At 45.3% G+C, this 20,355-nt stretch carries 13 protein-coding genes and 1 pseudogene; 8 read left to right on the top strand and 6 right to left on the bottom strand.

The window, feature by feature from the left end; genetic code table 11:
- Positions 1-77: 77 nt before the first annotated feature.
- The gene (locus BLV62_RS20750; protein WP_225889663.1) at positions 78-3,524 is read right to left on the bottom strand and encodes a TolB-like translocation protein; all 3,447 of its coding nucleotides are present in this window, start codon (positions 3,522-3,524) and stop codon (positions 78-80) included.
- A gap of 59 nt (positions 3,525-3,583) precedes the next feature.
- Between BLV62_RS20750 and BLV62_RS20745 the strand changes: the two genes are divergently transcribed.
- Complete coding sequence (locus BLV62_RS20745) at positions 3,584-4,225, top strand: MBL fold metallo-hydrolase (RefSeq protein WP_089763899.1); 642 nt, start codon at positions 3,584-3,586, stop codon at positions 4,223-4,225.
- Between the two features lie 61 nt (positions 4,226-4,286).
- Here the strand turns inward: BLV62_RS20745 and BLV62_RS20740 are convergent, their stop codons facing one another.
- A complete protein-coding gene (locus BLV62_RS20740) occupies positions 4,287-5,834 on the bottom strand; it encodes a lipopolysaccharide biosynthesis protein (protein WP_089763897.1) in 1,548 nt (515 codons plus the stop codon).
- 44 nt (positions 5,835-5,878) lie between these two features.
- Positions 5,879-6,277, bottom strand: a pseudogene (gene arfB / locus BLV62_RS20735) (alternative ribosome rescue aminoacyl-tRNA hydrolase ArfB); the annotation flags it as partial.
- A gap of 98 nt (positions 6,278-6,375) precedes the next feature.
- Here arfB and dtd point away from each other — a divergent pair.
- From dtd to BLV62_RS20710, 5 genes are all read left to right on the top strand, one after another.
- Positions 6,376-6,828, top strand: coding sequence for a D-aminoacyl-tRNA deacylase (dtd, locus tag BLV62_RS20730; protein ID WP_089763893.1), 453 nt, complete (start codon positions 6,376-6,378; stop codon positions 6,826-6,828).
- Between the two features lie 27 nt (positions 6,829-6,855).
- Positions 6,856-7,182 (top strand): nucleotide pyrophosphohydrolase, encoded by a 327-nt coding sequence (locus BLV62_RS20725; protein WP_089763891.1) that lies wholly within the window; start codon positions 6,856-6,858, stop codon positions 7,180-7,182.
- 37 nt (positions 7,183-7,219) lie between these two features.
- Positions 7,220-8,161, top strand: coding sequence for a YihY/virulence factor BrkB family protein (locus BLV62_RS20720; RefSeq protein ID WP_089763889.1), 942 nt, complete (start codon positions 7,220-7,222; stop codon positions 8,159-8,161).
- A gap of 69 nt (positions 8,162-8,230) precedes the next feature.
- Entirely contained in the window at positions 8,231-9,658 is a 1,428-nt protein-coding gene (locus BLV62_RS20715; protein ID WP_089763887.1) for a glycine--tRNA ligase, read from the top strand.
- Between the two features lie 62 nt (positions 9,659-9,720).
- The gene (locus tag BLV62_RS20710) at positions 9,721-10,287 is read left to right on the top strand and encodes an outer membrane beta-barrel protein (protein ID WP_089763885.1); all 567 of its coding nucleotides are present in this window, start codon (positions 9,721-9,723) and stop codon (positions 10,285-10,287) included.
- On the opposite strand, the gene BLV62_RS20705 is transcribed toward BLV62_RS20710, so the two are convergent.
- Positions 10,288-11,007, bottom strand: a complete 720-nt coding sequence (locus BLV62_RS20705) for a ferredoxin--NADP reductase (protein ID WP_089763883.1) — start codon at positions 11,005-11,007, stop codon at positions 10,288-10,290. It abuts the gene before it with no gap.
- A 135-nt stretch (positions 11,008-11,142) separates the two neighbouring features.
- On the opposite strand from BLV62_RS20705, the gene mfd reads away from it, so the two are divergent.
- Together mfd and BLV62_RS20695 are read left to right on the top strand one after the other, a co-directional pair.
- The gene (gene mfd, locus BLV62_RS20700) at positions 11,143-14,517 is read left to right on the top strand and encodes a transcription-repair coupling factor (protein WP_089763881.1); all 3,375 of its coding nucleotides are present in this window, start codon (positions 11,143-11,145) and stop codon (positions 14,515-14,517) included.
- Positions 14,518-14,667: 150 nt separating this feature from the next.
- Positions 14,668-15,369, top strand: coding sequence for an SIMPL domain-containing protein (locus tag BLV62_RS20695; protein WP_089763878.1), 702 nt, complete (start codon positions 14,668-14,670; stop codon positions 15,367-15,369).
- 149 nt (positions 15,370-15,518) lie between these two features.
- Here the strand turns inward: BLV62_RS20695 and BLV62_RS20690 are convergent, their stop codons facing one another.
- Together BLV62_RS20690 and BLV62_RS20685 are read right to left on the bottom strand one after the other, a co-directional pair.
- The gene (locus BLV62_RS20690) at positions 15,519-18,749 is read right to left on the bottom strand and encodes a TonB-dependent receptor (protein ID WP_089763876.1); all 3,231 of its coding nucleotides are present in this window, start codon (positions 18,747-18,749) and stop codon (positions 15,519-15,521) included.
- A gap of 307 nt (positions 18,750-19,056) precedes the next feature.
- Positions 19,057-19,527 (bottom strand): hypothetical protein, encoded by a 471-nt coding sequence (locus BLV62_RS20685; RefSeq protein ID WP_089763874.1) that lies wholly within the window; start codon positions 19,525-19,527, stop codon positions 19,057-19,059.
- Positions 19,528-20,355 lie beyond the last annotated feature (828 nt).

Genomic DNA, 20,355 nt, shown 5'->3' with positions numbered 1-20,355 from the left:
TTCTTTTTTTCTTAAAAAATATATCTTATGCTTCTTTGCTTCTTATGCCCCTCTGCGTGAAACCTCGCTGCGTGCAACTAGAAATCGACGCCCATCGCAAAGTACCAGATAGGGCTTCCCCTGAAGAACGCAACTGCCGGCCAGCCTGCATCTACTCTCAGGAAGTAGCCTGCAATGGTTGTACGGGCGCCGAAGCCGTAACCGCCTACAAATGGTCCGAGGAATCCTTCTTTGATGCGCGTAACTACGGTAGCGTTGTCCGGGTTATTCGAGTTGGAATAAACGGCGTAGTTAGCATCCTTAAACGATAACTTCCTGGTCCAGGCGGTTCCTATATCCATAAACGAGGTAACCTGGAAGTTGCGGAGGAAGGCTGAGTTAATAGGCTTGTCGATGAATGTTGCGAATACCGGCAAACGTAATTCGGTGTTCAATAACATCACGTTATTACCATTTCTCGCATTCTGTTTATATCCTCTCAGGTTTTCGCTGAGCGTCTGGAATGCATAGTTCTGGCTCATATCTACCTGGTTGTTGGTATTGATCTGAGGATTCAGCCAGTTGTCGACACCCCCTAAATAGTAGAGCAGCTTGCGGGTACCCCACGACATATCCAGCGCAAAGCGTGTTGCCCAGATAAAGTTGCGGTAGATCTTTTCATAGTGGCGGATATCCACTCCCATGCTATAAGTGAATCTACCCTGGCCTGCGGCGGTATTAGGACCATTGAACAGCTCATTTAACCCGTTGTTGGTCAGCTGGGCATTCATATCTCCATATATCTTATACCTTGTTCCGTTCCATATGTTGATGGCAGGATTGATGGTATTATCGTATACATATTCCAGGCGCAGCAACGCATATTTTTCTGTCAGGTTAGGGAAGCTGAGCGGGATCTTGTCGGTGCTTTGTACAACAAGCCTGTCTGTTCTCAACCCTCCGGATAAGCGGATGCTTCTGACCTGGTCGAACGGATAGCGCGCTTCCAGCTGGTAAATATTAGTAATGAATTTGGCCGGCGCATAGATGGTTGAAGCAGAACCGCCTGTTGTATCAATGAAATTGAACCCGCCATTCTTATCTACTTTCCTGTAGTAAGTGAACTTATAATCGAAACGTTTTTTCAGGTAGTTAGCTGTGAAGAAGTATTCTGAACCCTGCAGGGAAGAAGGTATACGGAAACCTCCGTTGAACTTCAGATCTTCGAACAGATCGCTAACGCCTATACGAATCAGTCCATTTACCGGGTCGGCTAACCTGATAGGCGCTGTAGGCTGGCCAGTGAACGGCTGGTACCTGTTGATCAGGATCGAGTTATCCAGCTGCAGTATCAGGTAATCGGATGCAAACTTGAATTTGTAAGGCAGGAGCTTCGATTTTTTCAGCACCTGGTTGTCGTCCTTCTTTTGCTCGAAGAGCGGCGCTTCGTTTGCCAGCATTGGCTGACCGGTTGTATTCTTAGCGGAAGTATCTGCCGGTTCATTTGCAAATTCGTTCTGGAAGAAATTCGTATGCGGCGTGGTATCTTTCACTGCTGGCGCCATATAGGTAGGTAATCCCATCCTGATACTGTCTGCATGCATCTGCTGCTTCCTGAAATTGGTAGGCCGCGCAGTGATATTCCTCTTCTTCAGCGTAACAGTATCTACTTTCAGCTTCATCAGGCGTTTGATATCAGCATACTGTACCACTTCCGATACTTCTCCTTTTTCGCCTGTAACCCTTGATTCCTGGATACCATAAGGGTAGTTGGAGATAGGGAAGCTGTAGGTAGAATCTTTTGTGATGGTAACCGCTTCCACTGAATCGGGAGCAGTAGTGCCATAAGCCGCCAGCGTAGAGTCCAGCTCTTCTTTATCCGGGTTATGCAATATTTCGGAACCTATATAGAATAAGGAATCTACCCCTTCCGCCTGCGATTTAAAGAAGCCGGCATAACGGTTACGGATACCGTTGGCATCGGATACAAAGGTGAAGTGGGTATTGTTGTATTGCATCGGCAGCCTGGCGTTACCATAGGCCAGGTCTGTTAATTGCGTGATCTGTTTGTCTGCGCTTTTGTTCCAGTTATCAACCATGAAGATATTGAAACGGTTGTTCAGGAGCGAAGTGTCGCTACCCCTGCCTTTAGGGCCTGGCCGGTTGGAAGAGTAGATGATGCCGCTCTTGCCGGGGAAGGCTGCAAAGGAAGGATCCAGGTCGTCGTACACATCGTTGGTGATCTGGTCTGTTTTGGAATTGCTGATATTATAGGTGAAAATATCGGTATGCCCGTTCCGCACTGCAGAGAGCAGCAAGGTATTTTCCATCACAGGCATGTATTTGAAATCGATCACCCTGTCGAACTGTGGCAGGTCCTGTCTTAACGTGGTACGTGTCACCAGGTCGTAAACCATTAACTTGGTTTTGCCTTCATGTTCATAAACCACTGCCAGGCGGTTGCCTTTATTGTTCCAGGCCATTTGAGGGTAGTTAGGGTCTACCTGGTTGGCCAGCTGCATAACGCCGCTGCGCAGCAATACTTTTGGTTTGTTCCAGCCCAGTTGTATCTGTACCCTGTATACGCCTTTCCTAAACTGTACTACAGCATATGAATTATTCTTCGGGTTAGGGTTGAAACGGTAGTAATCGGCCTTCGGAGTGATCTCCTGGGCTACGATAGTACGGCCTTTGGCCGAAGTTTTCCTTCTCCTGTTATCTTCCTGGAACCTTTTCTGGTAGAATACAAAGAAATCTTTTGTTGCCTGTTTAGGCGTCAGGTTAAGTACCTGTTCGAAGCCTTTTTTAAGACCCCTGTTGATGCGGGTGATATACATCAGGTAAGGAACTGCGTCTTTACCGTATTTACTTTCTACGTAATACCAGAAGGCATTACCGGCCAATAGGCTATGGTCGTAAGCCAGCTGGTTGAAGTTACTGTACTTGCCCTGCATGATGATCAGTTTCAGCTCTTCATCCTGTTTGGCTGTCCAGTTTTCTGCTGCATAGGCAATAAAGCCGTCTGTAAACCACTTAGGGAAATCGATCAGGGCCGCGTTTCCTGCAAATTCGCCGATATCTTCACCGAAGAGCAGCGTTTCCAGCATGATCCTGGCGATACCCTGGCGTACCTGCCGGCGCAGGTTTTCGTGGTTCCCGTCAAAATATACGATCATCTTGTTACCAACCAGCTTGGTCACGCCGCCGGTATTCTGCCATTCAACACCTATACCGATATTGGATTGCTTCATCTCCCCATAACTATTGTATACCACAATATTAATACGCTGTCTGGGGTTGGTTTCCATGAACTGTTCCAACTGGGGTAATTCCTTTTCCGCTACCTGGGCTACATACTTGCCTAGCTCCAGGCCGTTCTGGCTGAAATAGGTATTGAAATGCCGACTTTGGTAGAACCTCCACTTAAAATTCTTAAACTGCACCCGATTCTGGCCGAATTCCACTGTATTTGTCTGAGCCACCGACACCATCGTTCCAAGTAATAGGGCATTAAGGAATATTAACCGGGTAATAAATCTGTTCATACAGAAAGTATTGATAATATTGTGATCTTTTAAAATTAGACTAAAAAAATCGGGTAACAATGATTGAAATAAAACAATTCACTTTTGGTCCCCTTCAAGAAAACACCTTCCTGCTTATTAACGGAAAAAAGGAATGTATAATTATAGATCCAGGATGTTATTTTCAGGACGAAAGAAAAGAATTATTACAATATATACAAACGCAGGGGTTAAATGTTATAAGATTATTGAATACACACTGCCATTTTGATCACATTTTTGGAAACAAACTGGTCTCCGAAACGTATAACGTACGGCCAGAGATACACGAAAAAGAACAATGGGTACTGGATAAGAGCCAGGAATCGGGCGTGATGTTCAATTTGCCTTTCGACCCCAGTCCCATGCCTAAATCTTATCTGAAGGAGGGCGACGAGATCAGGTTTGGCGACCAGGTACTAACGGTATTGTTTACCCCGGGCCACTCGCCGGGCAGTATCTCTTTCTATTGCAAAGACCAGCAGTTTGTCATAGGCGGGGACGTGTTGTTCTACCAGAGCATTGGCAGAACAGACCTGCCGGGAGGAAATCACCAACAATTGCTGAACAGCATCAGGGAACAACTGTTCGTTTTACCCGATGAAACAAGGGTATTCCCGGGGCATGGGCCTAATACTTCTATAGGTTTTGAGAAAAGAACCAATCCTTTTTTGGTTGATTGATATTAAAATCAAAGGGATGAATATTGAATTAATAGATAATGTAATATTCATCCCTTTATTTTTACTTCGTAGCGCGGGGAGCAAAATATTTGCCTATAACCGGCAAACGGGCAAACTCCTTACGCTCCATCCAGAATATAAACAGGCAGTAAACCCCGAAGAACAGCGTCGCCACCGCCAGGGATAAAGGAGTAGCTGCGTACCTGTCGGCCGGCGAAAGCACCCCGACATTGAGCCAGTTATATACATAATAGGTAATAACGGCCAGGCCTATATAAGTTACCAGTTTGGGAATATGATAAGGAATTGGGTAATACTTCTGCCCAAGGAAGTAGCAGATCAGCATTTGTATCAGGTAGCAGATCATTGTAGTAAGGGCTGCTCCATAATATCCAAGTACCGGAATTAGCAGGTAATTCAGCAAAAATGCCAGGAATGCGGTAATAACTGTAATAACCGCCCCTGTCCTGGTCCTGTCTGTCAGTTTAAACCAGATAGTAAGATTATAATAAATACCCAGGAACATGTTTGCCAGCAGCAATATTGGTACAATGCGCAAACCTTCGTAGTAAAAAGGTTTCCTTAGGAAGATCTTCCAGATATTCAGGTACAACGCCACAAACAGGAACATTACGCAGAGCAGCATAACGAACAGCTTCATGACACGGGCGTAGAGCTTACGGGGATCGCCGCTTTCGGCCTGTTTGAAGAAAAAGGGTTCTGCTCCTAACCGGAAACCCTGGATGAACATCGTGATCAGGATAGCCAGCTTGTAATTGGCGCTATAGATCCCTATCACTTCCTTTTTTGCCGTTACATCTGAAATGGGGAGGAATTCAGGAAGGAACCACGCCCTGTCGAATGTTTCATTCACCATGCCTGCCATCCCCACTATAATAAGCGGCAAGGCATAGTGCAGCATCTCTTTCCACAATTTTGGGTCAAATTCCCATTTGATCCTGCGTATCTGCGGCAGGAACAGGAGCAGCGTTACACCGGCGCTTATCACGTTGCTGAGGTAAATATAACCGGTCAGCGATTTGCTTCCCAGTACATCCGGCAGCCAATGCCATCCATTGCTGTAAAGTTTGGGGCAAATGACCAGGAAAAAGACGTTGGAAAAAACGTTAGTAACAATATTGACTATACGAATAATCGCGTACCTGATAGGCCTGTTCTCCAGCCTTAGCTGTGCAAACGGGATGGCGGTAAGCGCGTCGAATGCCATGATCATTACAATATACATGAACCAGGTAGGATGCCCGGCCAGGCCAGCCATCTGCCCCTCGCCCGAATTGATGATCGGGTTGGTTAGCAGGAGCAGCACTGATGAAATGAGGATCGTAGATACAAAGAGAGAAATGGTAGATGTACTTAATACAATACTCTCCCTGCCTTTCTTCGCAAAGCGGAAGAAAGCGGTTTCCATCCCATAAGTTAAAACTATGTTGGCAAAGGGAATGAAAGCATAAACATTGGAATACTCTCCGTAGGTCGCTCCTGATAATACCCCCAGGTAAAGAGGTGTGAGGAAATAATTGAGCAACTTACTCATTATATTACTCAAACCATAATATACCGTTTGTCCAGCCAGTTTCTTGATGCTCAATTCCTGAAATTTTGACGCAAATTACAAATTAAGGCGGTTGCATGCTATTCGAATCCGCCCCGGCGGAGTTGTTTCTTTTCGGACAGCTTTTTTTTAGAACTCAGCCTCTTTTCCTTAGCAGCCTTAGATGGCCTTGTTGGCACTCTTTTCTTTTTAGGTATCAGCGCTTTATTTACCAGGTCGTTCATTTTGGCGATCACCAGGTGTTTATTGCCTAACTGTGTTCTCGCCTCCTGCGATCTTACCTGTAAAAGTCCTTCTGCTGTAATCCTGTTGGCCAGCTTCTCCTGGAGCTGCATTTTTTGTTCCTGGGTTAACAAGGCAGAAGCCTGGAAATTCCAGTAACCCTCTACCATGGTTTCCACCTTATTCACATTTTGTCCGCCGCTGCCGCCGCTGCGTGCGGTACGGAATGTGATTTCAGGGGTTAAATCGATATTCATTTTTCTATTTTTGTGAATCACAAATTTACTTTAAATATGTGGAAATGGGGAAATAAGGCTGTTTGCCAGGCTTCCCGGGATGTTTTAAACCAGAAATTATGAGAGCAGTTATTCAGCGCGTCAGCGAAGCCTCCGTAACAGTGGATGGAGTGGTTACAGGTCAGATCCAGCAGGGATTATTGGTATTGCTGGGAATAGAAGATTCGGATACCATGGAAGATATTGCCTGGCTAAGCGCCAAGATCGTGAACCTGCGCATATTTAATGATGATGCCGGCGTCATGAATGTTTCCCTGAAAGACGCCAATGGCGATCTGTTGCTGGTTAGCCAGTTCACCCTGTTTGCCTCTACCAAAAAAGGGAACCGCCCTTCCTACCTCCGGGCAAGCAAACCAGAGATAGCCGTACCCATGTACGAAAAAATGATCCTGCAACTGGAACAGGATTTGGGTACAACTATCCAGCGCGGCATCTTCGGCGCCGATATGAAAGTAGCGTTGGTCAACGATGGCCCTGTAACCATCCTGATTGATTCGCATAACCGGGAATAAAGATTAACTTTAAAAAAACACTACATCATGACCATTCAGGAAGCACAGGAAAAGATCGATGCCTGGATCAATACTACCGGGGTTCGCTATTTCAGCGAGTTAACAAACATGGCCATTCTTACAGAAGAAGTAGGTGAAGTGGCCCGCATCATGGCCCGCAAGTACGGCGACCAGTCGTCTAAAGAAAGCGATAACAAGAAGCTCCTTGCCGATGAACTGGCAGACGTCATGTGGGTGCTGCTCTGCATCGCCAACCAGACGGGGATAGATATGACGGTTGCCCTGGAAAAGAATTTTGAGAAGAAGAATATCCGGGATGCTTCCCGTCACCATAACAATCCCAAACTGAAATAGATAACCCTTTTATCTTTCCATATAAAACCCTGTGCAAATGCAAATAACCAGAAAGCTCAAAACCCTGTGGGCTGTTTTGAAACAGTCGGGCAGCGAATTTATTGATGACAAGGTGTTGAAGTTGAGCGCTGCACTGGCTTACTATACTATCTTTTCTGTAGCGCCGATGCTGATCATTATTATCTTCCTCTGCGACCTGTTCCTGGGAAAAGATGCGGTAGAAGGCAATATTTACGGGCAGATACAAGGCCTGGTGGGCAGCGAAGCTGCATTGCAGATTCAGGCCATGATCAGGAACGCCTCCCTCTCCGGCGATATGAGCTGGGCTACCATCGTGGGCTTTGTTACCCTGATAATCGGCGCCACTGGGGTGTTCGCAGAGATCCAGGATTCTATCAACTACATCTGGCGACTGAAATCTAAACCCAAAAAGAACGGGTTGGTGAGAATGTTGCTGAACAGGCTACTCTCCTTTTCACTGGTCATCAGTCTTGGTTTTATATTGCTGGTTTCACTGGCCATCAACGGGCTGGTAGAGTTATTTTCTTCCCTGATCATACAGCTGCTGCCGGGAAAGCTCACTTCAAGCATCTTATTTTCGCTGGCAGATTTCGTGGTGCCGTTCATTGTTATTGCATCGCTTTTTGCAATTATTTTCAAAGTACTGCCCGACGCACGTATCCGTTGGAAAGACGTGCGGGTAGGCGCTATTGCTACGGCTGTTCTCTTTATGTTCGGTAAATTTGCTATCGGCTATTACCTGGGCGCAAGCAAAGTTACCTCTACCTATGGAGCGGCAGGCTCTATTGTGATCATTCTGTTATGGGTATATTATTCCGCCGCAATTCTTTATTTTGGGGCTGTATTTACCCGGGTATATGTTCAGTATTCAGGAGCCCAGATCTATCCGACCGAGTATGCGGTGTGGATAAAACAAATAGAAGTACCACATGACCCCGAAAAGGTAGAAGAAGGATAAACAATTAAATATACATAATATTATAATGGCATACGTATTTTAAAAAATGCCATTTATATTTGCGCCACTATGTCTACAGATCAGAATAAATTCCAGGCGATCATATCGCATTGTAAAGAATATGGTTTCGTTTTTCCATCAAGTGAAATATATGATGGACTTAGCGCAGTTTACGACTATGGTCAGTACGGCGCTGAACTGAAGAAAAATATCAAGGATTATTGGTGGAAGAGCATGACCCAGCTCCACGAAAACATCGTTGGGATCGATGCTGCCATTTTCATGCACCCAACTACCTGGAAAGCTTCCGGACACGTAGATAGCTTCAGCGATCCGATGATCGACAACAAAGACAGTAACAAACGTTACAGGGTTGATCACCTCATCGAAGGATATGCAGAAACCCTGGATCCTGAAAAATCCAAAGCCCTGCTCGACCAGATGGAACAGTTGCTGAAAGAAAACGACCTGGCCGGATTAAAGACGCTGATTGAAACCAATAATATCAAATGTGCTGTAAGCGGTACTGCTAACTGGACAGATATACGCAACTTCAACCTGATGTTCTCTACCCAGTTGGGTAGCGTAACCGAAGAGGCGAACGAAATTTACCTGCGTCCTGAAACTGCACAGGGTATCTTCGTAAACTTCCTGAATGTGCAAAAGACCGGTCGGATGAAAATACCTTTCGGTATTGCGCAGATAGGTAAAGCATTCAGGAATGAGATCGTTGCCCGTCAGTTCATCTTCAGGATGCGTGAATTCGAGCAGATGGAGATGCAGTTCTTTATCCGCCCCGGCTCACAGAAAGAGTGGTATGAGAAATGGAAAGAAGAGCGCATGCAATGGCACCTGAGCCTGGGTACTGATCCTGCCAAATACCAGTTTAAGGATCACGTAAAACTGGCGCACTATGCGGATGCAGCGGTAGATATTGAATACGAATTCCCCTTTGGCTTTAAAGAGGTGGAAGGTATCCACTCCCGCACCGATTTCGATCTTAAACAACACGAGAAATACAGCCGTAAGAAGCTACAGTACTTCGATACAGAGATCAACCAGAACTATGTACCGTATGTGATAGAAACCTCTATAGGACTGGATCGTATGTTCCTGCTCACTGTTTGCAATGCATACGAAGAACAGGATCTCAGTACGCCTGAAAAACAAGACAGCCGCGTAGTGATGCGCTTCCCGGCCAAGCTGGCGCCTATCAAACTGGCTATCTTCCCGCTTACTAAAAGAGATGGTTTGCCCGAATTGGCCAGGGAGCTGATGGATGAATGCAAACAAGCTTTCCACTGTTTCTATGAAGAAAAGGATGCTATAGGTAGAAGATATCGCCGCCAGGATGCCATTGGTACTCCTTTCTGCGTAACTATCGATCACCAGACCAAGGAAGATGGTACTGTAACCATCCGCCACCGCGACTCTATGGAGCAGGAGCGTATTCCAATGTCCGCCGTGAAAGCATTGGTATTAAGCAAAATTATCTAGTATTATTCTCTAAGTAACATAAGAGGGCTATGGCCGTTTAACTGTTGAACAATCTATATTATATGAAATCAACCATTACAACTGTCATAGCTCTTTTGGTTTATGCCTGTTCTGTTTCGGCGCAAGTGAACACTGACAATTCCACGGATCAACCTACCCCCAGTTATTTTCAACAGGTTTACTTCAGCATCTGGGGGCCAACAGCCTTTGCAGGTGTGAATTATGATATCCGTTTTACAGGCAAGGAAAATGGGATTGGCGCCAGGGCGGGCCTCGGAGTGATTCCGCAATATGTCGAATATCGTACTATCAATGGCAGCAAGCAGAGAACGGAATATCGCCCTACTATCCTTTCTATTCCTTTCGGCTTAAATTATGTAATTGGAAAGAAAAAACATTTTGTGGAAGTAGGAGGTGGAATGACTTACCTGACGGGCGATTCGCTCTGGTACGATGATGTAACCACTACCTACACCTGGCTTGGCTGGTGGGGAGTGAACTACCGCCTCAATATGCGCAACCGCATTAGCATGCGTGCCGGCCTGTCTGGCTTTATTTCTTCTGAATTCGGCTCCAAATTATCGTCCCGCATCCCGGTGCCTGAATGGAGTATCGGCTACCGTTTTTAATTATCCGTATAATTCCTGGTGAATTGCATGACGATCATAGCCCAGTGCCATGATCCGCTGCTTGGCTTCATCTATCATAGCTTTCCAGCCGCATAGGTAAAAGTTGGCGGGTGGCCTGTGTTCCAGCATCTGCTCATATACCTGGTGTACGTAACCTTTATGCCCGGTCCAGTCATGGTCTCTCGATAGCGTAGGGATGTAATGAAAGCCGGGCATTTCGGCTGCCAGTTGACCCAGCTCATCTGCGTAGAGCAGATCCTGCTGGTAACGGCAGCCGAAGATCAGGTGTATGGGCGCATGCTTTACCTGGTGTTGATGAATATAGTGAACCATCGATCTGAACGGCGCAATGCCGGTGCCCGTACAGATCAGGAAAAGCTCCTGTTCTAACGAATCCGGCAATACGAAAACTCCCTGCGGTCCTCTTACCTGCAACTCGCTTCCTACTTTTATCTCGTTAAACAGGTAAGTACTCCCCGCCCCTCCTTCCAGCAAAACGATCACCAGCTCAAAAGTATTGGTACCATCAGGCCACGACGCAATGGAATAGCTGCGCCATCGCTTGTTCTTTTTCTCGTGAATGGGAAGGTCCAGCGTTACAAACTGGCCGGGTTTGAAATGAAATGCTTCGAGGTCAGGTATTTGGATCCAGAAACGGCGGGTGTTGTGGGTAGCATCCACCAATTTTGTTACAATACCAGTGAGCCATCCTTCAACCATGAGCGGTAAATTTTCGTTATGATGAATATAACAAAAATATATGGAAATGGAGCGATTGGGTCCCGGGTTAAAGAAACCCAAAAAACACCCAACCGGCATCTTTAATATTTAATTCTTCGTACCTTTGCATTCTTCATGAATTTAGAGGCTGTATTACAATTATTTCAGCGGGATAACCGCCTGCAAGCACTGGTGAAAGGAGTTCAATCTCCCACTCCTCAATACTTCCAGCTTTCATCATTAAACGGAAGCGCTATCAGTTTCGTGGCAGTGAGCACCTGGGCAAATGCTGATGCAAACCATCTCTTTATTTTAAACGATAAAGAGGAGGCAGCCTATTTTCATAACGACCTGGAGCAACTCAGCCAGGCCCTGGATATTTTCTACTTCCCGGATTCTTTCAAAAAAGTCGGACAGTTCCATGAGATCAACAGTAGCCATAGCATGCTGCGTACCGAAGCGCTTATGAAACTCTCGGGCGATGGCATCCGGAAAAAAGTATTGGTGACCTATCCCGAAGCCTTATGGGAGAAAGTGTCCGGGAGCAAAGCCTTTAATGCCAACATGGTGCAGCTAAAGGTGGGAGATGTACTGGAAGTAGATCCCCTGCTGGAAAAGCTGGTGGAATGGGGCTTCCATGCTACCGATTTCGTATACGAACCGGGCCAGTATGCTGTAAGAGGCGGAATAGTGGATATCTATTCTTTTGGGAACGATAAACCCTACAGGATAGAACTCTTCGGAGAAGATATCGATTCTATCAGGCTATTTGACCCTGAAACCCAGCTAAGCGAGCGCAAGCTCACACAGGTAACCCTGATTGCCAACATGGATACCCATGGCAGCGGTTCCCATTCTAAAACATCATTGCTTGAATTCCTTCCTGCCAATACAGTTGTATGGATGAAAGACCCTGCATACATACAGGGAGTGATCGAACAGCTGGAGCAAAGGCTGGACGACTTTTTACAATCAGGGCAGAAAGTAAGGATCGATGAGGATGAAGAAATGATCCTTAAAGAGGAGGATTTCGTGAAAGCATCCACCCTGATGGAGCAGGTGCTGGAACGTACCACCATTGTTTTCAACAGCAAAGACTGGCTGGCTGAACACGGCCACCAGCCTACGGAGCTGGCCTTTGATACGCAGGAACAGCCGGTATTTAACAGGCAGTTCGATATGCTGATCAAAGATCTCGACAGGCATAACAAGAACAAATACTCGCTATTCATATTTTCCGATAACCCACGTCAGCTGGAAAGGCTCAGAAGTATTTTTGAAGACCTGAAAGCCGACTTCGTGTTCTATCCCATACCTGTTGCCATCAGCGGCGGGTTTATAGGAAATTCTCTTAAAATCGTTTGTTACACAGACCACCAGATCTTCCAGCGTTTCCATAAATACAAGGTGAAACAAGCCTATAACAAGAATAAGGCGATCACCATGAAAACGCTGAGAGAACTGCAACCCGGCGATTATGTAACCCATATCGACCATGGAGTAGGTATGTACAGCGGTTTGCAGAAGATCGAAGTAGGAGGTAAAATGCAGGAAGCCATCAGGATCATTTACAAGAATAACGACCTGTTGTATGTAAATATCAACTCCCTGCACAAGATCAGCAAATACACAGGCAAGGAAGGCGTAGAGCCACGGGTAAATAAACTGGGCAGCGATGCCTGGGATAAGCTGAAAGAGAAGGCCAAAACCCAGGTAAAGGATATTGCAAAAGACCTGATCAGGTTGTATGCTGTCCGCAAAGCGCAACAGGGCTTTGCCCACTCGCCCGATACTTACCTGCAAACAGAGCTGGAAGCATCTTTCCTGTATGAAGATACTCCTGATCAGAGCAAGGCAACCGCCGATGTGAAAAGGGATATGGAATCAGGCGCGCCTATGGACCGCCTGGTATGCGGCGACGTTGGTTTCGGTAAAACTGAAGTAGCCATCCGGGCTGCATTTAAATCGGTAGTCGATGGCAAACAGGCCGCCGTACTGGTGCCTACCACCATCCTGGCTTTCCAGCATTTCAAAACGTTTGCAGACAGGTTGAAGGATTTCCCTTGTACAGTAGATTACCTGAACAGGTTTAAATCTTCAAAAGAGAAGAAAGAAACGCTGAAAAAATTAGAAGAAGGAAAGATAGATATCATTATCGGTACTCATGCCCTGCTGGGAAAAGATGTGAAGTTTAAAGACCTTGGCGTACTGATAGTGGATGAAGAGCAGAAATTCGGCGTATCGGCAAAAGAAAAGCTCAAGCAACTTAAACATAACGTGGATACGCTGACGCTAACGGCTACGCCTATCCCAAGAACGCTGCAGTTCTCGCTGATGGGCGCCCGCGATCTTTCAGTTATCAATACCCCTCCTCCTAACCGGCAGGCTATTGAAACGGAAGTGCAGGTATTCAACCAGGACCTGATCCGGGATGCCATTTATTATGAAACAGAGCGGGGCGGACAGGTTTACTTCGTCCACAACCGGGTAAAAGGACTGGCAGAAATGGCCGGACTGATCCAGGGTTTATGTCCTGACCTGGCTATTGCTACCGCGCATGGGCAAATGGAAGGGCATCAGCTGGAAGAGGTGATCCTCGACTTTATTGACAGGAAATATGATGTCCTCGTTTGTACAAATATTGTTGAAAGCGGGGTAGATATTCCAAATGCTAACACAATTATCATCAATAATGCACATCATTTTGGGCTGAGCGATCTGCATCAGCTCAGGGGACGTGTAGGCCGCAGCAATAAAAAAGCGTTCTGTTATTTACTGGCTCCTCCTATGAGTACATTGCCGCAGGATAGCCGTAAACGTTTGCAAACCCTGGAGCAGCACAGCGAGTTGGGTAGCGGTTTCCAGATCGCCATGCGCGACCTCGATATCCGCGGCGCCGGTAACCTGCTGGGTGGCGAGCAAAGCGGTTTCATGGCCGAAATAGGCTTCGATATGTACCAGAAGATCCTGGATGAAGCGATCAGGGAACTGAAACAAAACGAGTTCCGCGACCTGTTCAAAGATCAGCTGGAAGAGAAAAAAGATTTTGTCAGCGACTGTACTATTGATACCGATCTCGAGATCCTGATACCGGATACTTATATAGAAAGCATACAGGAAAGACTGAACCTCTACCAGGAATTGGATAATATCACTGAAGAAGGCAAACTGCAAACTTTCATCAGGGATATGATAGACCGTTTTGGCCCGCTTCCTGAGCCGGTTAAAGACCTGTTCACCGCTATTCGCTGCCGTTGGATGGCTATCCAGCTGGGCTTCGAAAAAATGATGTTAAAAGAAGAAAACCTGCGTTGTTATTTCATCAACAACCCTGATTCTCCATATTTTGAATCTCCCACCTTCAATCATATTCTTACTTATATCCAGACCCGCACCAATAATGCGAAACTGAAGCAGGTCGGAAAGAATTTCATGCTGGTTGTAAACCGCATCCGCAGCATGAACGACCTGTATGATTTCCTGAAACAGATGTCTGACAGCCGTAAATAAAAACATACCTGTAACATATTCGACAGCTATCCGTTACGTATGGATACTCGCTGATGCATTAACATAACTTTAAGAAATTATGCTGTGGAAACACATCCTTCCACTGCATCATGTGGGAAAATTATCGAATCATTATAAAAACTCAGAATCATGAAAAAGTTATTGTTACTTGCTGCAGGGTTGATTTTAACATTAGGTGCATTTGCACAACAACAGGATACTAAAACCCAGAAGAAAATTGAAGTTACAGGATCGGCGGAACTGGAGATCACACCAGACGAGATCTATTTCAATATCTCTTTACGCGAATACTTAAAAGGTAAAAATAAAGTAGAGATCAGCGTACTGGAAAAACAACTGCAGGATGCTGTTGCTGCGGCAGGCGTACCTAAAGAGAATTTCACCATCGAAAATGTTTACGGCAGTAACTACGATTGGACCCGTAAGAAAAAAGATCCGTTGGAATTTATGGCCCGCAAACAATATCGCCTGAAACTTAACAGGCTGGATAAGATCAATGCTATCTTAGGCGCTGTGGATGCCGAAGGCGTTGAAAGCGCGCGAATTGCTTCTTACTCTTCCAGCAAGATGGAAGCTTACAGGAAAGAAGTAAAGGTAAAAGCGTTGCAGGCTGCGAAAGAAAAGGCTGAATATATGCTGAATGCAATCGGTAATAAACTGGATGGTATTATAGAAATACAGGAAATAGGTACCGACAATTATTCTGATGTTCGCCCGCTGATGGCAAACGCTATGTTCAAATCTGCAGATGGTGCAGTTGCGGATAGCGATATCGATTTTAAAACCATCAAGGTTAGAGCGGAAGTTCGTACTGTTTGGGCAATCAAATAATTTTGGTGAATTAGTAGTAAGATAAGGGCGGCGCAAGCTGCCCTTTTTGTTTTTTCTAAGTTATTAAAGAACGCCTCATTCTGAGTTTAGAGAAAAAAAGTTGGGCTGGTTCAAACGAACCAGCCCAACTTTTTTATAGATAGTTCGGATTAGAAACTATATCTCAGACCCAGTTGCATTTGATGACGTGATGCAAAGAAGTCTTTAGAGTAAGGAGTTCCAGGTTGAGTAAAGGTGTAGGTTGGGTAGTTGTTCACTACTTTGCCTGTTGGAGTCAGACCAACGCTGGAAGTTGAGTTGAACGTATTAGGAGTGAAGTATTGAATACCCCATTCTTTATTCAACAGGTTAGTCAGGTTAATGATATCGTAGGTAAGAGTGATAGTATGTGTTTGCTTACCTGCCTTAAAATTAAAGTCCTGGCTGAAACGGAAGTCAGCTTGTGTATTCCATGGAGTACGGCCGCCGTTACGTTCAGTGAACTGGCCTTTGCGGCTGCTCAGGTATTTGTCGCTGTTTACATAGTTCATGAAGGTAGTTGCCTGTTGAGCGGCTGTTTGGCCTCCAGCGGCGTCGGTGAAGAAATTGGTAGCTTCAGCAACATCTTTAGGAATATAAACAAGGCTCACCTGTTGAGGAGTTCCCTGGATGGTAGTGTTTACGAAACCGTAAGTGAACGGAGAACCTGATGAAGTGTTGAAGAACAGGCTGAAGTTAGATACCCATTTGTTTTTGGTACCCCAGTCTTGCTTGTAAGCAACTGAAGCAACGATACGGTGACGGATATCGAAGTTAGAGTAAGCCAGGCCCGGGTTGTTAGGGTTCAGCGCCTGGTTCAGCTGCCAGTTAGATTCCATTGAGTTACGGATACCATTGGTGATATCTTTAGCCTGACCATAAGTATAGGCAGTCATGAAGTTAAGACCAAATGGGAAGGATTTAGAGATTTGACCGGTGATGCTGTAACGGAAACCTTTGTTGGTGTTAGACAACAGGTAAGCGTTGGTATATTTGGAGTTGATCTTTGAACCACTGAAGATAGGCTGTTGTTTGTTCACATCATAAGCATAGTAGGTTGGATTATCTACCAGGTTAATCTGTTGGAACATCAGGTCGTGGATCACTTTAGTATAGATACCTTCGATAGAGAATTTCCACTGATCGCGGGTATTATATTCGAATGCGAGGCTGCTTCTCCAAACCTGCGGCATTTTGAAGTTGTTATCGATTAGGTCTACCTGCGTTGCGCTGGTTGCGTCCCCAACGTTTGCACCGTTTTGAGCGGCATAATCAGCAATACCGTTAGGAGATGGTTTAGCAGCAGGCAGCGGAGTATTTATCAGCGGCTTTGAAGCGTTGTCTCTCTGGTCGTACGCGCCATAAGTAACACCGTTGTTGTAATAAGCATAACCTAACCAGGCGAAAGGAATACGGCCGGTGAATAAGCCGGTACCGCCACGCAGGATCATGCTGTTATCACCTTTGATATCGTAGTTAAAGCCTAAACGGGGAGAGATCTGCACGTTATTCAGGAAGTTGTTTTTGATATCCTGAGGTTTAGTATAAGTGTAAGTAGTTCCATAGTTAGGATCTACCGGCGCTTTGCTTGTTTTATCGCTCAACGGTTGTTTGTTAGGCATGCCGGCATAGTCTAAACGGATGCCCGGAGTGATTTTGAAACGATCTGTCAGTTGGATATCATCCTGTCCGTATAAGCTCAGCAGGTTAACTTTGAACTGGGCAGGAGGATTAGACATGATATAATCGCGTGAGTTGTTGGTATAGTTATAGTTACCACGTACGCGGCTAGGTTTGTTATCGAGGAAATCCTGGATGTTTTTGTAATCAACGCGTCCGTTCCATGAGTTTACGAAACCGTAAGTGATGTTATAGAACTCGTTGTGCGTACCGATAGTGAAGGTATGTTTGCCTTTGAAGATGGTAACGTTATCAGTTACTTCAAAAGTTTTCTGCTTCATGTTGAAGATACTTGCTTCACGGTCGGTACCCAGGAAGATGAAAGAACCCGGAGTACGGCCACCGATCTGGATCTGGGGGATCGCAGGGTTAGACAGCGGATCCCTGTAATCGTGAATGTTGGAGTATCCGAGGATCAAGCTGTTAGACAGTGTGCTGTTGAAATTGCTTTTCAGTTCAGCAACAGTAGAGGTCTGGTTGTTCACTTGTTTGAAGTCGATACCTTTAAAACGGAAGTTCTGTTGGTCGCGCTCTAAGTTGGTAGCTTCAGAAGTGATTGTGTTGTTACGTAAAGACAACTGGTGCTTATCGTTGATATGCCAGTCTAACCTGTTGAAGAATTTGTTGGAGTTGGAATAGATAGAGGTGTTGCCTGCTGTTCCTATATCCACGCCATAACCTTTCATAACATTGGTGATGGCATCAACATCTGCGGTGGTTAAAATATTGTTGTCGGCAGATCCTGCAGCGAGGATAACCGGGTCTACACGGCGGGTAATCTCTTCGTTGGTGAAGAAGAACAATTTGTTTTTGATGATAGGAAAACCGAGCCTGATACCAGTCTGGTATTCGTGGAAATCGCTTGGCAATTTAGAACCGTCGCCGGCGTTGTTTTTACCTATCAAAGCAGCGTTACGGCCAAAACCGTAGATAGAGCCATGTAATTCGTTGGTACCGCTGCGGGTAACAGCGTTCACGCTACCTCCGAGGAAGTTACCGATCTTAACATCGAATGGAGCTAACAGCACCTGAACGTCCTGGATCGCGTCGATAGATACAGGGTTGGTACGGGTACTGCTACCAGGTTGACCGCTGGTATTGCTCTGGCCACCTAATGAAGGGCTGAAGCCAATAGCGTCGTTGTTGATAGCGCCATCTACTGTTACGTTGTTGTAACGATAGTTAGTACCTAAGAATGAGTTGTTGTTGCTTTGAGGAGTCAGCTTGGTCAGATCCTGCAGGCTACGGCTGGTAGAAGGCATATTTTTGATCTGCTCCTGACCGATCCTGGTACCTGATTTACCGGCGCCTGCGTTGGCAGTAACAACTACTTCATTTAAAGCAGTTGATTCTTCCTGCAGTTTGAAGTTAAAAGTGCTGGTTCCCAAAGCCAGGTTTACGCCGGCTTTTTCTTCTTTTTTATATCCGATGAATGAAACTGTAATAGTATACGGACCTCCGGGGTTGAGGTTAGGAAGGATGTAACGACCATCCGTGTTGGTTTGTACACCCGTTTTGGCGCCGGTACTGTTGTTAACAACAACTACGGTTACACCGGGGATTGCCTGTCCTCCTGGGTCGGAAACTTTACCTGATATAACAGCGGTGGTTACCTGTGCGTCAGCGTTGTTATAAAATGCGATTACAAAAATGCTAACGAGTAGCGTAAAGAATGATTTCATAAACTGTGTTGTAAGAATTTTACGCTGCAAAGGAAGAAAGCCAAAACAACCAGAATGTTAACTGATTATTACGTAATTGTTAAGAAGGGCCTAAACCTATCAGAAAAATCAATCAAATTGAGTAAATGAGGTTAAAATAATATCATTTTTGGCCGTTGTTTTAAACTTCGTGTTAACAAAATGAAAATTCTGTGTTAGCAAACACTTGTTACCTGAACATGAACAATATATTTCATAACATAACGATAATGTATAAACGAAAAAACCCTGCTTATAGAAGCAGGGTCTTGTTACAACAAACTCATCCTTAAAGAGGATCAATAATTTCGACTTTAAAAGAGCCGTCCGTTAAAGGTTTTTCTATTTCACCATTTATTACTACGCCGGAAAATGTACCCTCGGCGTATTTACTATTAATGCTTGTAATGTTTACGGTAACCTGTTTTTCCACATACCCTGTTGTTTTCTGTTCAATATCCATGATCGCCATTTCAATCATGTTGTTGAATGTACCGGTGCGTACCGAATCCGGGAAGGTGATCATCAATTCCATATGATTTTTGAAATTATTGGTCACCCCATCCACTATCAGCGTCTTCCTGCCGGCAAATAAGGTATCTGTTAAATAGGCGGAGGTAGCGCTCGACTGGTATAATACATTGTCGATCTTCATGGAGAAAGAGCTGTTAACGGTCACTTTATCTTTGGCATTGTTGCATGCACCGGCAACAATCGTGAAAAGCGCAAGCATAGCAGCTGCTATTTTTTTTAATGGCATAAGCTTCTTTTAGTTAGCGGGATATACCTCAGAAGCAACCAGTGCCGGCCGCTCGTTACAAACGGCCAGCAGTTTGATCATAGGATACTGGTTTTCTCTTGGCATAGGGATAATTACCGGTGCAATATATATAAAAAATATAATTTATTAAAATATTGTATGGGTTGATGAAAGAAAAAGCCTGTCTCCAAACAGAGACAGGCTTCCTATATGTGTGCCAGGCATGTGTTATATCTCTAGGGTGCAAGTCCCGAATGCGCTTTGTAGTAGGAAGCATTAGCCAATAGCAAGGGTGTCCACTGTAAAGTGGAATCTGAAGGAAGCTGGCGGCAAACATCCGGGCCGACGAACAGAAACTGTATACAAGGCGGGGTTACAAGGGTGATGTTGCATAAGAAACAAAAACCCGATACTACACAGATTGTAACAACGTAAATGCAGCGGCTACATGGATGGAAAGCGATAACACTTACCCTGGGAGGCCCTGTTTTTTTTTACAGGGAGTCAGCCGAGGTCATAGTAGGCAGGGAAACGAGCCATCTCCCGAAGTACAAGGGTAAAGATGGACGACTCACAGACAAGCTGAAGGACCGAATGTTAGAATGGCAAAGGAATTTGACCAGGTGCATAACAAAGCGTTAACAACCGAAACACTTAAGAGAACTGCTGTAACAGGACCAGAAGCCGGAAGCCGAAGGAAGTTATAGCAGGAGTTGAGCCGAGCTATGAACCGGAAAAGGACAATGCCCTGGATTTTTTTTTTTCAGAATTAAGTTGCTATGCTGGAAGAAATACTTGACTTCAGAAACATACAGAAAGCCCTGCAAC

Source organism: Chitinophaga terrae (ex Kim and Jung 2007), assembly GCF_900107795.1.
Lineage (GTDB): Bacteria > Bacteroidota > Bacteroidia > Chitinophagales > Chitinophagaceae > Chitinophaga > Chitinophaga terrae.
Note: the sequence above shows the minus strand (reverse complement) of the source record. Positions and strands in the feature narration are given on the sequence as shown.

What these genes read in the sequence shown, in the direction of transcription:
- BLV62_RS20725 (WP_089763891.1), top strand. Translation starts at nt 6,856, where the DNA reads ATGACCATTCAGGAAGCACAGGAAAAGATCGATGCCTGGATCAATACT.
- dtd (WP_089763893.1), top strand. Translation starts at nt 6,376, where the DNA reads ATGAGAGCAGTTATTCAGCGCGTCAGCGAAGCCTCCGTAACAGTGGAT.
- mfd (WP_089763881.1), top strand. Translation starts at nt 11,143, where the DNA reads ATGAATTTAGAGGCTGTATTACAATTATTTCAGCGGGATAACCGCCTG.
- BLV62_RS20710 (WP_089763885.1), top strand. Translation starts at nt 9,721, where the DNA reads ATGAAATCAACCATTACAACTGTCATAGCTCTTTTGGTTTATGCCTGT.
- BLV62_RS20720 (WP_089763889.1), top strand. Translation starts at nt 7,220, where the DNA reads ATGCAAATAACCAGAAAGCTCAAAACCCTGTGGGCTGTTTTGAAACAG.
- BLV62_RS20685 (WP_089763874.1), bottom strand. Translation starts at nt 19,527, where the DNA reads ATGCCATTAAAAAAAATAGCAGCTGCTATGCTTGCGCTTTTCACGATT.
- BLV62_RS20705 (WP_089763883.1), bottom strand. Translation starts at nt 11,007, where the DNA reads ATGGTTGAAGGATGGCTCACTGGTATTGTAACAAAATTGGTGGATGCT.
- BLV62_RS20715 (WP_089763887.1), top strand. Translation starts at nt 8,231, where the DNA reads ATGTCTACAGATCAGAATAAATTCCAGGCGATCATATCGCATTGTAAA.
- BLV62_RS20750 (WP_225889663.1), bottom strand. Translation starts at nt 3,524, where the DNA reads ATGAACAGATTTATTACCCGGTTAATATTCCTTAATGCCCTATTACTT.
- BLV62_RS20695 (WP_089763878.1), top strand. Translation starts at nt 14,668, where the DNA reads ATGAAAAAGTTATTGTTACTTGCTGCAGGGTTGATTTTAACATTAGGT.
- BLV62_RS20745 (WP_089763899.1), top strand. Translation starts at nt 3,584, where the DNA reads ATGATTGAAATAAAACAATTCACTTTTGGTCCCCTTCAAGAAAACACC.
- BLV62_RS20690 (WP_089763876.1), bottom strand. Translation starts at nt 18,749, where the DNA reads ATGAAATCATTCTTTACGCTACTCGTTAGCATTTTTGTAATCGCATTT.